The 13,521-nt window shown below is 75.8% G+C and carries 14 protein-coding genes; 10 read left to right on the forward strand and 4 right to left on the reverse strand.

Annotated features, from left to right (window positions below; all coding sequences use genetic code 11):
• Positions 1 to 208: 208 nt before the first annotated feature.
• A complete protein-coding gene (locus ACFU9E_RS08950) occupies positions 209 to 1,303 on the forward strand; it encodes an RCC1 domain-containing protein (RefSeq protein ID WP_380682415.1) in 1,095 nt (364 codons plus the stop codon).
• Between the two features lie 81 nt (positions 1,304 to 1,384).
• On the opposite strand, the gene ACFU9E_RS08955 is transcribed toward ACFU9E_RS08950, so the two are convergent.
• Positions 1,385 to 2,401 carry a hypothetical protein gene (locus ACFU9E_RS08955; protein WP_380682416.1) on the reverse strand — a complete coding sequence of 339 codons (1,017 nt, stop codon included), beginning with the start codon at positions 2,399 to 2,401 and terminating at the stop codon, positions 1,385 to 1,387.
• 88 nt (positions 2,402 to 2,489) lie between these two features.
• The gene (locus ACFU9E_RS08960; protein WP_380682417.1) at positions 2,490 to 3,224 is read right to left on the reverse strand and encodes an SAM-dependent methyltransferase; all 735 of its coding nucleotides are present in this window, start codon (positions 3,222 to 3,224) and stop codon (positions 2,490 to 2,492) included.
• 274 nt (positions 3,225 to 3,498) lie between these two features.
• Here ACFU9E_RS08960 and ACFU9E_RS08965 point away from each other — a divergent pair, with 274 nt between their 5' ends.
• Positions 3,499 to 4,131 (forward strand): hypothetical protein, encoded by a 633-nt coding sequence (locus tag ACFU9E_RS08965; RefSeq protein ID WP_380682418.1) that lies wholly within the window; start codon positions 3,499 to 3,501, stop codon positions 4,129 to 4,131.
• On the opposite strand, the gene ACFU9E_RS08970 is transcribed toward ACFU9E_RS08965, so the two are convergent.
• Entirely contained in the window at positions 4,115 to 5,200 is a 1,086-nt protein-coding gene (locus tag ACFU9E_RS08970) for a DNA alkylation repair protein (RefSeq protein ID WP_380682419.1), read from the reverse strand. The two genes, ACFU9E_RS08965 and ACFU9E_RS08970, sit on opposite strands and share 17 nt — an antisense overlap.
• A 150-nt stretch (positions 5,201 to 5,350) precedes the next feature.
• Between ACFU9E_RS08970 and ACFU9E_RS08975 the strand changes: the two genes are divergently transcribed.
• The 6 genes from ACFU9E_RS08975 (at position 5,351) to ACFU9E_RS09000 (ending at position 10,706) form a co-directional block, all read left to right on the forward strand.
• Positions 5,351 to 5,959 carry an HAD-IA family hydrolase gene (locus ACFU9E_RS08975; RefSeq protein ID WP_380682420.1) on the forward strand — a complete coding sequence of 203 codons (609 nt, stop codon included), beginning with the start codon at positions 5,351 to 5,353 and terminating at the stop codon, positions 5,957 to 5,959.
• 182 nt (positions 5,960 to 6,141) lie between these two features.
• Entirely contained in the window at positions 6,142 to 7,140 is a 999-nt protein-coding gene (locus tag ACFU9E_RS08980; RefSeq protein WP_380682421.1) for a DUF4129 domain-containing protein, read from the forward strand.
• Entirely contained in the window at positions 7,137 to 7,676 is a 540-nt protein-coding gene (locus ACFU9E_RS08985) for a hypothetical protein (protein WP_380682423.1), read from the forward strand. Before ACFU9E_RS08980 ends, ACFU9E_RS08985 begins: the two co-directional genes overlap by 4 nt.
• A 113-nt stretch (positions 7,677 to 7,789) precedes the next feature.
• A complete protein-coding gene (locus ACFU9E_RS08990) occupies positions 7,790 to 8,833 on the forward strand; it encodes an AAA family ATPase (RefSeq protein WP_380682424.1) in 1,044 nt (347 codons plus the stop codon).
• 44 nt (positions 8,834 to 8,877) lie between these two features.
• Positions 8,878 to 10,194 (forward strand): DUF58 domain-containing protein, encoded by a 1,317-nt coding sequence (locus tag ACFU9E_RS08995; protein ID WP_380682425.1) that lies wholly within the window; start codon positions 8,878 to 8,880, stop codon positions 10,192 to 10,194.
• Positions 10,191 to 10,706 carry a hypothetical protein gene (locus ACFU9E_RS09000; protein WP_380682426.1) on the forward strand — a complete coding sequence of 172 codons (516 nt, stop codon included), beginning with the start codon at positions 10,191 to 10,193 and terminating at the stop codon, positions 10,704 to 10,706. Before ACFU9E_RS08995 ends, ACFU9E_RS09000 begins: the two co-directional genes overlap by 4 nt.
• Before the next feature lie 333 nt (positions 10,707 to 11,039).
• Here the strand turns inward: ACFU9E_RS09000 and ACFU9E_RS09005 are convergent, their stop codons facing one another.
• Positions 11,040 to 11,855, reverse strand: a complete 816-nt coding sequence (locus ACFU9E_RS09005; protein ID WP_380689807.1) for a hypothetical protein — start codon at positions 11,853 to 11,855, stop codon at positions 11,040 to 11,042.
• 255 nt (positions 11,856 to 12,110) lie between these two features.
• On the opposite strand from ACFU9E_RS09005, the gene ACFU9E_RS09010 reads away from it, so the two are divergent.
• Together ACFU9E_RS09010 and ACFU9E_RS09015 are read left to right on the forward strand one after the other, a co-directional pair.
• On the forward strand, positions 12,111 to 12,623 hold the full coding sequence (locus tag ACFU9E_RS09010) for a SigE family RNA polymerase sigma factor (protein WP_380689809.1): 513 nt from the start codon (positions 12,111 to 12,113) through the stop codon (positions 12,621 to 12,623).
• A complete protein-coding gene (locus tag ACFU9E_RS09015) occupies positions 12,616 to 13,494 on the forward strand; it encodes a hypothetical protein (RefSeq protein WP_380689811.1) in 879 nt (292 codons plus the stop codon). The genes ACFU9E_RS09010 and ACFU9E_RS09015 overlap by 8 nt, the downstream gene beginning before the upstream one ends.
• Positions 13,495 to 13,521 lie beyond the last annotated feature (27 nt).

The following is a 13,521-nucleotide window of genomic DNA, read 5'->3' on the forward strand; positions in this document are numbered from 1 at the left end:
GCCCGCCCGCCGGACTGGTCCGTTCCGGCGGCGCCCGCCCGTGCTGCCGCGCCGCCGTGTCACCCCTGCGTGTGTCGGAAGCCCCGTCGGCCCGTCACGGGCCCACGAACACCGTGGGTGTCTGATTGGCTACGCATGGCGCGCGGCGCTCGCGTCGACCCCGGGGGGTACGGCGCGGCGGCCGTTCATCGACACGACGGGAGAAGAAGTGGCGGACAAGCGGCTCAAGGCCTGGGGCAACAACCGTGCCGGCCAGCTCGGGGACGGCTCCTGGGCCGCCCTGCACACCAAGGCCACCACCGTGCTCGGGCTGGCCGGCTCCGACGTGGTCAGGACCGCCGCGGGCGGGGCGGGCGCGGCCACGGGGCACGGGCTGGCGCTGTTGACCGACGGCAGTGTGCGGTCCTGGGGCGCCAACGGCTCGGGGCAGCTCGGTGACGGCTCGGTCTCCGGCCGGGGCGCGCCGGACTGGGTCGTCAACCTGGGCGACGCCACCGACATCGCCGCGGGCGGCGGCCACAGCCTCGCGCTGTGCGAGGACGGCACGGTGCTCGCCTGGGGCCAGAACGCCCACGGTCAGCTCGGCAACGGGGGCGACGCCGACAGCAGTGTTCCGGTCCGGGTCAGACGCCTCGACGAGGTGATCGCCATCGCCGCCGGACTCCACCACAGTCTGGCGCTGCGCGCGGACGGCACCGTGTGGGCCTGGGGCCACAACGTCAACGGCCAGCTCGGTGACGGGACTTCGGCCGCCCGCAACGTCCCGGTCCAGGTGGCCGGCCTCGGCGCGGTCACCCGGATCGCGGCCGGCGCCAACCACAGCCTCGCCGTGAGCGGCGGGAACGCGGTGAAGGCCTGGGGCTTCAACGCCTCCGGCCAGCTCGGCGACAACACCACGATCAACCGCTACACCCCGGTCCACACCCGGGGCGGCTGGTCCGGCGGGGTCAGCTGGATCGCGGCCGGCTCCCACCACAGCCTGGCCGTCACCGGCGGCGACCACCGGCTCAGGGCCTGGGGGCAGAACACCTCGGGCCAGCTCGGCGACGGCAGCACGACCTTCCGGGTCACGCCGGTGGCGGTCCCGGGCCTGACCGGGGTGCGGCAGGTGGCGGGCGGCCGTGAGCACACCGTCGTCCTGCTGGCCGACGGTGAGGTCCACTCCTGCGGGGCCAACGCCTCCGGCCAGCTCGGCGACGGCGGCACCACGGACAGCAGCTCCCCGGTGCGGACCTTCACCGACCTGGTCCGCGCCGACACGATCGCCGCAGCGGTCGGCGGCGACTTCAGCCTCGCCGACTGACCGGGCCCGCCCCGTCGGCGGTCGGCGCGCCGCTGGTCGGTTCGTCGGTGGTCGGTTCGTCGGTGGTCGGTTCGTCGGTGGTCAGCCCGCCGACGGGGTCTCGGGCCGCAGCGCGCGGACGGCGAACAGCGTGCTGAGGTGCGGCGAGCCGAAGTACAGCGGCAGGTGCCCGGTGCGGAAGTAGCCGGCGGCCGGCCAGGAACCGTCCGGGAGCTGTGCCCCGGCCAGCCGCCGGCGCAGGCCGGGCAGGTCGGCGGTGGCGCCCGTGTACTCGCCGGCGATCACGAGCAGTGCCAGTTCGAGCGGGGTGTCGGCGAACTGGGTGGTGACGTGCTCGACCGCGCGCCGTGCCGGTTCGGCCAGTTCGGGCACGGCGGTGGCCGCCCGGGCGGCGGCGTGCAGGAAGGCCTCGGGGGAGGCGTAGTACCGGGTGCCGGTGCGCGGGCCGCTCAGGTGCTGGCGGACGTACCGCAGCGTCGCCTCGGCCGCCGGGTGCGGCAACCGGCCCGCCGCGCCAGGGAGGTGGAGCGCGAAGAGGATGTCGGCGGCGATGACCGCGTCGTAGCGGCGGCCGCGGGAGGAGGTCCGGTCGGTGTCCTCCCAGTAGGCCGGTATCGGGCCGTCGTCCGGGCCGATCTGGGTGTCCAGCAACTGGCCGGCGTAGTCGGCCGGTTCGTCCGGTGCGAGCAGCCCGTGCCGGGCGAGTCCGGACAGCGCGACCGCGGTGCTGCCGGTGTCGGCGGGGAAGGGCACACCGGGCGGGAACAGGCCGAACCGGTTGCGCTGCGGATCGCGGTGGCTCCGGACCTGCTCCGCCAGCGCGGCCACCAGCTCGCGCTCCTCGGGCCGTTCGGCGTCGGGGCGCAGCAGGGCGAGGCCCCACATCGCGGACAGGCCCTCGTGGTCGGGGTCGAACCCGAGGTCCACCCCGTGCGAGACCAGCAGGCGCCGGCGGGCGTCGGCGCCGGTGAGCGGTGCCCGCAGCTCCGGGTCGAGGCCGGGCCGGGCGGACGGCAGCCCGCCGGGGCCCAACGCCCCGTGCAGGAAGCCCAGTCCGCGCCCGACGGCGGCGTTCCACACTGTTTCGTCGGCGGACATGTGTCCCGTCCCCTCGTGTCGCCCTGCTCCACTGGCCGGTACGGCCGGCCACCCCCGCCTCTCCTCCTACCCCGCGCCGGCGCGCGTCTCACCCGGCGGGCGGCCTGCGGAACAGCGCGGTGAGCAGCACGGGCAGGCCGAACAGCGGCGAGCCGGGTTCCTGCGGCAGCATCGGGCGGAGCTCCAGCTCGGTGAAGTCGCCGAAGATCCAGCGCAGTTCGTCCGGGGTGAAGGCGAGGCCGCCGTCCAGCCTCCCGGTGCGGTAGAGCTCGGTGTCGGGCAGTTCCGAGCCCATCGCGCCGGCCGCGAAGCAGGTGAGCCCGAGGTGCCCGCCGGGTGCCAGCACGCGCTCCAGCAGCGCGAGGTAGCTGATCCGGCGGTGCGGGGGCAGGTGGTGGAGGCAGCCTGAGTCGTACACCAGGTCGTAGGCGGGGAGAGGGAGTTCGACGGTGAAGATGTCGCCGTGGTGGAACCGCGGGGCGACGCCCGCCGTCTGTGCGCGCTCGTGCGCCCAAGCGAGGGCGGTGGCGGAGAGGTCGACGGCGTCCACCTCGAAGCCGCGGGCGGCGAGGTGGACGGCGTTGCGGCCGGCCCCGCAGCCGAGGTCCAGCACCCGCGCGCCGGGGGCGAGCAGGCCGCGGTCGAGGTGGGCGACGAGGTTCTCGTCCGGCGCGGCGGCGAAGAACGGCCGCCCGGAGGCGCGGTCGGCGTAGAGGTCGTCCCACCAGGCGGCGGCCCGGTCGGTCCAGCGGTCCGCCTCGGGCGCGAAGAGCCCGTCGAGCAGCGCGAGGACGTCGTCGGTGGAGCGGATGGAGCGGTTCAAGGGCGGCCCTTCCGGTGGGTTTCGGTGCGGTCGAGCCTAGGAGTTCGCGGGCGTTCGAGCACCCCCGAGTCGGGTCCGTGGAAAGGCTCGTGCGGCCGGTGGCGGGCGCGCCCGGCGGCGGTCCGGCGGGTCCCCTCGCGGGTGGGGCGGGCGGCAGGTGGTGCTGTCGCGGGAGGCCGGGAAGGGCCCGTCCAGCAGCGCGGGCGGGGGTCGGGGCGGGCCGTCCGAGGTCAAGGTTCGGTCTCGGTCCACGGCCCCGGGTAGGGTCGGCGGCATGACGGACGAGGTGCTGCGGGTGGTGCTGATCGGGGGGACGTCGAACACCGGGAAGTCGACGGTCGCCCGGCTGGTGGCGGAGCGGCTCGGCTTCGAGTGCCGGTCGACCGACACGCTGGCGCGGCACCCGGGCCGCCCCTGGCCGGTGCCGGGGTGGGAGGTGCCGCCGCACGTCGCGGAGCACTACCGCACGCTCACGGTGGACGAGTTGATCGCCTCGGTGCTCGCCCACTACGCGCGGCTGCGACCGGTGATCGGGGAGCTGGTCGCGGAGCGGGTGGCGGACGGCGACGGCCCCGGTCTCGTCCTGGAGGGCTCGGCGCTGTGGCCCGACGGCGTGGCACGGCTGGTCGGCCCGGGCACCGCGGCGCTCTGGCTCACCGCGGACGGGGCCGTGATCCGTGAGCGGATCCGGCTCGCCGGACGGTACGCGGAAGCGACGGAGGACGGGCGCTACCTGATGGACAGGTTCCTGGCCCGCAGCGTCCGGTACCAGGAGCTGATGCTGGCGGAGCTGGACCGGCTCGGGCTGGACCGGCTGGACGCCGGAAGCGGCCGCGCGGCCGACGAGCTGGCGGACGCCGTGCTCGCGGCGCTCGCGCGGCGGCGGCCCGTCACAGGCTCAGGGTGAACGAACCCTCCCCGTGGCGGCGGCCGTTGACCTGGAGCTCCAGCAGGTGCACGCCCGCGTGGTAGCGCCGGGTGCTGATCGGCTTCACGGCGTGCCGGCGCACGGCCCGCCAGGTCTCGCCGGGCGCGAGCGAGCGGGTGGTGAGCTTGAAGACCTTGGGCGTGCGGCTGCCGTTGGCCTTCACGTGGTGCACGACGTAGTCGATGACCACGCTGGCGCTCTCGTCGTGGGTGTTGGTCACCGCGTACTCGAACACCAGCTCCTCGCCGAGCGTGATCTCGGCGGTGCGCACGAGCGGGCCCTCGACGTCGACCGGGACGTCGGGCCGGTGGCCGAGCAGCGCGAGCGCCTCGGGGCGGCCGGCCTTGATCAGGGTGCGCAGGCCGTGCCGGATCAGCGGGAGGGTGGTCGGCGCCGGGTCGGCGAGCCAGCGGGCGGCGGTCTCGACAGCGGTGCCGGGGTGGTCGCGGCTGATGTCGTTGAGGTGGTTGGCGACCGAGCGGCGGACGTACTCCGAGGAGTCCCGGTACAGCGCGTCGAGCACGGGCAGGGCGGGCGCCGGATCGGCGATCAGCGCCGGGAGCCGGGCGGCCCAGGGCAGCCGGGGCCGGGTGCCCTCGCTGGCGAGGCGGCGCACATGCGGGTCCGGGTCGGCCGTCCACCGCCGCACGACGGCGAGCGCGCGACCCTGGTCGGCGCGCAGGAACGGGCGGACGGCCATCTCGGAGGTCAGCCGCGGGGTGAGCGCGGCGAGCAGTGCGAGCGCCGGTTCGAAGGCGTCCAGACCGCGGACGGCGACGGCCTCGCCGACGGGGAAGGTCATCGGGCCGGTGAACTCCTCGTCGCGCAGCGCCTCGCGCAGCACCCGCTCGAAGGCGGGGTAGTCGGACGGGAGGTCGGCGAGCACGGCGTCGCGGACCGCGGCGACGCGTTCGCTGAAGCCGAGCCCGTCCAGCGCCGCTCCGCACCCGTCGAGGGCGTCGGTGGTGACACCGTGGCCGGTCCGGGCCAGGCAGCGGGCGAGTCCGGCGACGGTGTCCGGGTTGAGCATCTCGTCGGCTGAGGGCACGGTGGTCTCCTTGGTGCTCGGTGGTGCGGCGGCCGCGGACGTCACCCGCCCGTCGCGGCCCGTGTAGCGTGGCACACCCCACTGACAACGGGTGCCCTGCGACCTGTGACGCGGTGGCTGCCGGGCGGACGGTCGGAAGGGGCGGGGACGTTGCCGTACGAAGGTCTGATCGTCGACTTCGCGGGAGTGCTGACCACCCCGCTCGGCGAGTCCGTGCGCGGCTGGTGCGCGCGCAACGGCCTCGCGCCGGACACCTGGCGGCGCGCCCTGGTGGACGACCCCGCCGGGCGGGCGCTGTACGGGGAGCTGGAGCTGGGCCGCATCACCCAGCACGAGTGGAACCGCCGCACGGCCGCCCTGATCGGGGTCGAGCCCGAGGACCTCATGGGCCGGGCGCACGCCGGGGTGCGGTCCGTGCCCGCGATGGTGGAGCTGGTGCGGGCGGCCCGCGCGGCGGGCCTGGCCGTCGCCCTGCTCTCCAACTCCTACGGTCTCGACCCCTACAACCCGTACACCGCCACCGGCGTCTGGGACCTCTTCGACGTCCGGGTGATCAGCGGCGAGGTCGGGCTGGCCAAGCCGGACCCGGACATCTACCGGCTCACCCTGGAACGGCTCGGCCTGCCGGGCGAGGCGTGCGTCTTCGTCGACGACCACGCCCCGAACCTCGCCCCGGCCGAGGCACTGGGCATCACCGCCGTCCACGCGGACGGCCCCGGGACGCCGGGCGCGGTGGCCCGCCTGCTGGGGCTGCCGTAGCGGCGGGGTCCGTAGCGCTGTGGTCCGCGGTCCGCGGTCCGGGCTCCGCGGTCCGGGCTCCGTGGTCCGGGCTCCGGGCGGAGGGTGACAGTGCGACCGTGGGTGTGCGACGCTTCCACGCACGCGCCGCCCGGCCGTACGGTCGAACGCGGGCGCGGTGACTCGGGGAGTCGGGGGGTCGGATGGCCGAGGACGTGCCACGGGACGGGAGCCGTCGCCGGGCCGGCGGGGGAGCGGTCGGCGGTCGGACGGTACCGCTGCTGCTGGTCGTTGGCGGGTTGCTGCTCGCCGCCGCGGCGCTGCGGCCGGCCGACGGCCTGCTGGGCCCGCCCGGGGACGCGGTGGTCCGTACGACCGGCCCCGTGGTGCTGATCGCCCTCGGCTGGGCGGTGCTCGTCGGATGGTTCACGGCGCGTTTCCGGGCGGAGGTCCGCCCGCTCGTCGGGCCGACGCCCTGGACCGAACGCCTGCGCGAGGCGGCCGGGTTGCTGCTGGGCGCCGCCGCCGCGCTGGTCCCGCTGCTGCTGCTCGCCCTCCACAACCGCCTGCGGAAGCCGTCCGGCCCGCAGGAGCCGATGGTGCTCCCGACGCGGCCGGCCCCGACGGAGCCCCCGGAGGACACCCCGCCGGTCGAGGGCGGCAGCAACCTGCTCACCCTGCTGCTGTACGCGCTCGGCGCGCTCCTCGTGGTCGCCCTGGTCGTGGCGCTGACCCGGGTGGTGCTGGTCCGGTACCGCGCCCGGCAGCGGGCGCGCCCGCTGCCCGCCGTCGGCCGGGCCGCCCCCGGGGAGGACGCCCTCGCGGCCGCCGTCGCGACCGGCCGGCGCTCCCTGCACGGCGCCGACGCGCGGGCCGCCGTGATCGCCTGCTACGCCGCGATGGAGGGCTCGCTGGCCGAGTCCGGCGTGGAACGGCGGATCGGCGACAACCCGGCGGAGCTGCTGGAGCGGGCCGTCGCGGACGACCGGGTCGACCGGGCCCCCGCGTACGCGCTCACCGAGCTGTTCCGGGAGGCCAGGTACTCCTCCCACGCGATGGACGACGGCCATGTGCGCCGGGCCCGCGCCGCCCTGGACACCATCGCCGCCCGGCTGGCCGCGGACGGCGGCGATCGGCCCGCCGCCGACGGGGCCGGGCAGTCCGCGGCCGACCGCGCCGCCGCGCCCCGGAGCCGTCGATGAGCAGCGAACCCGCCCGCCGCCGCGCCGCCGCGTCCGAGGGCGGACGGCAGCCGACCCGAACCGGCTCCGTACGCCACAGCCTGACCGAACTGACCGTCGTCGCCGTCCTCGCAGAGGTGGTGCTCGGTCTGGTCGGCGGCCCGCCGGCGGTCGTCGCCGGGGCGGCCGTACTCGTCGCCGTCGCCCTGCTCACCGGCCGGTACGTGGCCGGCGCCGGGTCCGAGGACGTGGGCCTGCGCCGGCGGCCGCGGCTGATGGACTCGCACGAGCCGGGCCTGTCCGACTGGCGCTGGACCGTGCGCCAGGGGCTGACGCCGGACCGCGACGCCCAGCTGCTGCGCGGCCGGCTCCAACGGCTGTTCGCCGCCCGGCTGTCGGAGGAGCACCACGTCTCGCTCACCGCCGACCGGCAGCGGGCGGCGGAGCTGATCGGCGCCCGCCTCTGGCCGTGGATCGACCCGGTCGGCGAGCCGCCGGCCCCGGCCTTCCCGCCGGACGTCCTGCGGGAGCTCGTCGACCGGTTGGAGTCCCTGTAGCCGCCCGGCCGAGCGTCCTTCCAGCCATGAGTTCCGACGCCGAGGCGTCCGCAGCCGCCTGTCCCGTCCGTTCCGTCCGTCCCGCCCGTCCCGCCCGTCCCCTCAGGAGAGCCATGACCGCCGACCCGCAGGCCCCCGTCGACCCGAGCGACCACGGCGGGCCCGGAGAGCTGACGCCGCAGCAGGCCGGGGAGCGCGTCCGCGCGGTGCTGAAGGAGATCGAACGCGCCGTCGTCGGCAAGCCCGACGCGCTGCGCCTGGTGATGCTGGGCATCGTCGCCGGCGGCCATGTGCTGATCGAGGACCTGCCGGGGCTCGGCAAGACGCTGCTGGCCCGCTCGTTCGCGACCACCCTGGGCCTGGACTTCCGCCGGATCCAGTTCACGCCCGACCTGCTGCCCTCGGACGTCACCGGCGCGCCGTTCTACGACCAGCACAGCGGCGAGATGGTGTTCCGGCCCGGCCCGCTCTTCACCCAGCTGCTGCTGGCCGACGAGATCAACCGCACCCCGCCGAAGACCCAGGCCGCGCTGCTGGAGGCGATGGCCGAGGGCCAGGTCTCGGTCGACGGCGCCACCCGCCGCCTGCCGCAGCCCTTCGCGGTGATCGCCACCGCCAACCCGATCGAGTACGAGGGCACCTACTCCCTGCCCGAGGCCCAGCTGGACCGCTTCCTGCTGCGGGTGCGGATGGGGTACCTGTCCACCGGTCTGGAGGCCGCGATGCTGCGCGCCCGGCTGGACCGCTCCGCCCCCGAGGCGGTGCTCGACACCGTCAGCAGCCCCGCCGAACTGCTCGCCGTACGGGCCGCGGTCGAGCGCGTCGAGGTCGACGAGGACCTCGTCGACTACGTCGTCGCGCTGGTCGACGCCACCCGCAACGACCAGCAGATCCAGGTCGGCGCCTCGCCGCGCGGCGGCCTCGCGCTGGTGCAGCTGGCCCGGGCGCACGCGATGCTGCAGGGCCGCGACTACCTGATACCGGAGGACGTCAAGGAACTCGCCGTCCCCGCGCTGGCCCACCGCGTCACCCTCAAGCCGGAGTTGTGGGTGCGCCAGGTCGAGGCGGACGAGGTGCTGGCGCGGGTGGTCGCCGGTGTTCCGGCGCCGCAGACGGTACCGCGCGCCGCCGGGCCGGGCGTGGACGCCGCGCGGTGACCGTCCCGCCTCCCGCCGCAGGCCCGCCTCCTGCCCCCGACCCGGTGACCGCCCGCATCCTCGCCCGCAGCGCCCGGGCCACCGCCGACGGCCTGCCCAGCAGCCCGCCCTCGCCGCACTGGCGGGCCGCCGAACGGACCCTGCGGCTGCTCTCCGTCGCCACCGCCGCCGCCGTGGCCGCCCTGCTGACCGGTCACGGCTGGCTGCTCGCCCTGGCCGCCGCCCCCGCCGTGCTGCTCGCCCTGGCGGCCCCGGGCGGCGGCCGGCCCACCGAGCTGGCGGCCACCGTCACCGTGGAGCCGCGCCGTTGCTTCGAGGGCGAGCGCATCACCGCCCGCATCGAGATCCACCAGGACGGGCGGACCGGCCCGCTCGACCCCACCATCGCCCTGGGCCCCGGCGTCGTCCTGGAGGCGCTGACCGTGCGCCCCACCGGCGTGGACCTCGCCCTGCGCGCCGACAGCTGGGGCCGCTGGAGCCTGGGCACCGTCGACATCGACGTGCACGACGCCGGCGCCCTGACCCGCCGCACCGTACGGACCGAGCTCGGCACCGCGGACGTCTTCCCGGTGCCCGCGACCGCCCGCCTGACCCCGATCCCGGTCCGGCTGCCCGAGCGCCTCGGCGAACACACCACCCGCCACGACGGCGCCGGCGTCGAGGTGGTCGGCGTCCGCCCGTACGTCCACGGCGAGCGCCAGCGGCGCATCCACTGGCCCTCCACCACCCGCCGCGGCAGCATCCAGATCAACCAGTTCGCCGCCGAACGCGCCTCCGACGCCGTCGTCCTGCTCGACACGCTCGACGACGTGCACGACCCGGCCACCGGACTGTCCAGCCTGGACGAGAGCCTGCGCGCCGCCGTCGGACTGACCCGCGCCTACCTGCGCCGGCACGACCGGGTCGGCCTGATCGCGGTCGGCGGGCAACTGCGCTGGCTCACCGCCGGCACCGGCGACCGCCAGGTGTACCGGATGGTCGAGAGCGTGCTGGAGGTCCGCCAGGACCGGGCCCACCGCGGGCCCGCGCTGCCCCGGCTGCCGCTGACCGCTCTGCCGGGCCACACCCTCGTCTACGCGTTCACCCCGCTCGCCGACCAGCGGATCCTGGAGGTGCTCGGCCGCGTCGCCGACCACGGCAACCCGCTGGTGGTGGTGGAGATCCCGGTCGGCGAGCCCGTGGTCGAACAGGACGACGAGGTGGGTGCGTTGGCCCTGCGGCTCTGGCGCGCCGAGCGGGAGGCGATGCGCGCCGCCCTGCGCGGGCGCGGCGTCCCGGTCGCCCGCTACGTTCCCGGCGAGGCGCTGGACCTCGCCCTCGCGCCGCTGCTGCGCCGCCGGATCACAGGAGGATCCCGATGACGAACCGGCTGGAGAGGATCCTCCTGTGCGTCGTCGGCGACGCCCTGTTGCTGGCCTGCGCCGGGGTCGGCGCCGACGACGGCGCGGCCGCCCTGGTCGGGCCGGTCGGACTCGTCGCCCTGCTCGCCGTGGCGACCTGGGCCGCCCCGCCGCCGCCCGAGCCGGAGCGCCGCCCCACCACCTGGCCGGCCCGGCTGGCCACCCGGCGCACCACCGCGCTGGCGACCGGCTGCGTCCTGCTCGCCGCCCTCGGCGAGCCCGGCCTCTGGCGGGGCGCGGCTGTCGCCGTCCTGCTGACCGCCTACCTGCTGCTGCTCGACGCCTTCGGCCCCGACCGCCGCCGCCCCCGCCCCGCCCACACCGTCGCCGCCCTCGCGGCCTCCGCCCTCACCCTCCCGGCCGCCCTCACCGACACCGGCGCGGGCGAGTGGTCGCGGCCCCTCGCCCTCCTCGGCATCCTGACCGCCGCCACCGGCCTCGCCCTCGCCCTACGCCCCCGCCGGGAGAACTGACAATCCGGCTGCTCCCGGCACAGGAAGTCGGACCGGTCGACTTCCTGTGCCGGGCGCCCCCGGGCGCGGGCAGGAGCCGGAAGTCGAACTGGCCGACTTTCTGTGCCAGGTCCAGCACGGCACTGCCCGCATTCCCCAGGGCGCGGGCAGGAGCGGGAAGTCGGACCGGCCGACTTCCCGCACCGGAACGAACGTGGCGGCGGCGGGAGCCGCGGCCCCGGCAGCGGGCTGCGTCAGGCCGCGGCGCCGCGCCGAGGAGCGCAGCCGCGTCGTGGCCTTCCACCTGCTCTGCCGCCGGGACGGCCGCCCCGCACCGGGTGCCCTTGGTAACGCCTACCGGTGGGTGTTCTTGACGTTGGGCTGCGCCTTCTGGTTGTAGATCTCCTTGCCGTCGGCGTTGAAGGCGTGGACGTAGGGGGTCGCGGGGAAGCGCTTCTCGTTGGGGTCGGTGGAGACGGCCGCCGTGTGGACGAACGCGCCGCCCGCCATCACGGCCGGGTACTGGGTCGGGTCGTCGCCGTAGCTGACGGTGATCTTGGCGACGTCGGACGTGTAGTGCCCGGCGCCCAGCGAGAGGTACTGCCCGGGAGCGACCGGCTCGCTGAAGCTGTCGAAGAACGCGATCCGGTGACCGGTGCCCCAGAGGCGGTCGTTGATGAAGGTCGGCGGGGAGGACAGGCTGTTGCCGCTGCTGCCCTTCGTCTCGCACTGCACGTACTTTCCGGCGGAGTTGACGGCGACGACCACGCCGTCGGTGTCGGACGAGGCGACGGGGGTGCGGACCGCGATCACCGCGTTGTACTGCGACGCGTCGGAGCCCAGGCAGGTGCCCAGGATCCCGGCGACGGTCCCGGCGTCGATCGGGGTCGTCGTCGTGCTGGTGACGGTGAAAGCGGCCGGGGCGCCAGGCGCACCGGTGACGGCCGTGCCGCTGCCGGAGGCCGGGGCGGCGGGCGCGGTGGCCGGGGCGGCGGCGGGCGCGGCCTCCGGCGTGGCGGTCGGCGTGGTGGCCGGGGCGGCGGCGGGCTCGCTGTGGATCGTGGGGGCGGGGGTGGAGGTGCCGGTCGCGGCGGTGGCCATTCCCCCGGCGGCCGCGACGGCCGCGGCGGTCGCGGTGGCGGCGATGAGCATGATCGGGCGGATGCGCATGGATCCGTGTCCTTTCCTGCGGGCGTCCGGTTGACGCCGGCACCCCTGTAGGCCCCCCGATGCCCGGCGGGTCGCACCCCGCACGCGTGATCCATGTCATAGGCCGCGGGTGCGACCCCGGCACGGCGCTCGTGCGTACAGGGCGGGAGGCTTCACCCGCGACGCACGGCTTTCACCGCCGTGGGCGAGGAGTGCCTCCTCACGACCCGCTTGTGCCGCGAGCTGCCGGACAGTCCCAGAAGAGAGAGGCCCTTGATGACGCCACAGGAGTTCGACGCGTTCTACGCGGCGTCCTTCTCCCGCCTGACCGGGCAGCTCTACGCGATTACCGGCGACTGGTCCGAAGCGCAGGACGTGGTCCAGGAAGCCTTCATTCGTGCGTGGGACCGAAGGCGCACCCTCGACCCGGACGACGCCCCGGAGGCATGGATCCGGACCACGGCCCGGCGGCTGGCCCACTCCCGCTGGCGGCGGCTGGCCCGGGGCCTGCACTTGGCCGGCCGCCACCACCGCCAGGAACCACCCACCGTCGAGCCGCCCAGTGAGGAGCACCTGATGCTGGTCACCGCGCTCCGGTGCCTGCCCGAGGCACAGCGGGCCGCGCTCGTCCTGCACCACATGTGCGACCTGTCCGTCGAGCAGGTCGCGGCCGAGACCGGCGCCGGCGTCAGCGCCGTCAAGAGCCGCCTCGCCCGAGGCCGGACCGCGCTTGCGGCCATACTCGCCGACCGGACCCCGACCAGCGAGGAAGGAAAGCTCCGTGTCTGACCCCACGCACGACACCCTCGGCGACCGGCTGCGGCTGCTCGGCACGCAGATGTCCGCACCGACCCTGCCCGCTGCGGAGATCCGCCGCCGCGCCGACCGGCGCCGCCACCGCCGGCGCGCCCTGGGCACGGCAGTGGCCTGCACCGCCGTAGCCCTGTGCCTGGCCCTCCCGTCCGTGCTGAACTCACCGGGGCCGAAGCACTCACCGGGGACGCAGAACTCACCGGCACCGCAGCGATCGCCGGAACCACAACAAGGAGCGGCCACCTCGGACGCCTCCTCCGCGCCGGCTTCTCCCGCCCCTCCGGCCGCTTTCACCGTCACCAGCACGGCGACGACCCCGATCGACGCCGGGACTGTCGCCGGGATCCTGGGCACCTGCCTGGGCTCGGACGCGTCGCGGTACCACGCGGTGATCGCGGTCCGCACTCCCGTCGCCTCGTCCGACACCGACGGCGTGGTCGTCGCCGTCGACTCCGCCGGAAAGTATGTGCAGTGCGAGTCGAAGGGCGACAAGGGCAGCAGCATGTCGGCCCCTCCGACGCTCATCAACGGCCGCCTGTGGGGCGCCGGTCACCGGATCGAGTTCTTCGACGGCTTCAGCGCGCCGGCCGGTGATGGGCAGCATCTCTCGCTGGGGGCCGGGCACTACACGCCCGAGGTCGCCAAGATCACCGTCAGCTACGGCGATGACCCGACCCAGTACCCGGTCGTCATGGCGGGCGGAGCGTTCGTCCACACGGCGGCCGTCTCCCCAGGCGCCAACGGGAACGCTTTCCCGCCGGTCTCCTACGTCCACGCCTTCGGCGCGGACGGCAAGGAGATCTACAACCAGAAGACCCAGACTGCCGCCAAGAACACCCCCCGGTAGGCGCGACCGCAGGGGTTCGGTGAAAGC

Origin of the sequence: Kitasatospora sp. NPDC057595, assembly GCF_042800875.1 — a bacterium.
Taxonomy (GTDB): Bacteria; Actinomycetota; Actinomycetes; order Streptomycetales; family Streptomycetaceae; genus Kitasatospora.

Excerpts from the sequence above, each read along its gene's own strand:
- ACFU9E_RS09000 (WP_380682426.1), top strand. The coding sequence starts at position 10,191 with ATGACGAACCGGCTGGAGAGGATCCTCCTGTGCGTCGTCGGCGACGCC.
- ACFU9E_RS09010 (WP_380689809.1), top strand. The coding sequence starts at position 12,111 with ATGACGCCACAGGAGTTCGACGCGTTCTACGCGGCGTCCTTCTCCCGC.
- ACFU9E_RS08980 (WP_380682421.1), top strand. The coding sequence starts at position 6,142 with ATGGCCGAGGACGTGCCACGGGACGGGAGCCGTCGCCGGGCCGGCGGG.
- ACFU9E_RS08985 (WP_380682423.1), top strand. The coding sequence starts at position 7,137 with ATGAGCAGCGAACCCGCCCGCCGCCGCGCCGCCGCGTCCGAGGGCGGA.
- ACFU9E_RS09005 (WP_380689807.1), bottom strand. The coding sequence starts at position 11,855 with ATGCGCATCCGCCCGATCATGCTCATCGCCGCCACCGCGACCGCCGCG.
- ACFU9E_RS08990 (WP_380682424.1), top strand. The coding sequence starts at position 7,790 with ATGACCGCCGACCCGCAGGCCCCCGTCGACCCGAGCGACCACGGCGGG.
- ACFU9E_RS08965 (WP_380682418.1), top strand. The coding sequence starts at position 3,499 with ATGACGGACGAGGTGCTGCGGGTGGTGCTGATCGGGGGGACGTCGAAC.
- ACFU9E_RS08955 (WP_380682416.1), bottom strand. The coding sequence starts at position 2,401 with ATGTCCGCCGACGAAACAGTGTGGAACGCCGCCGTCGGGCGCGGACTG.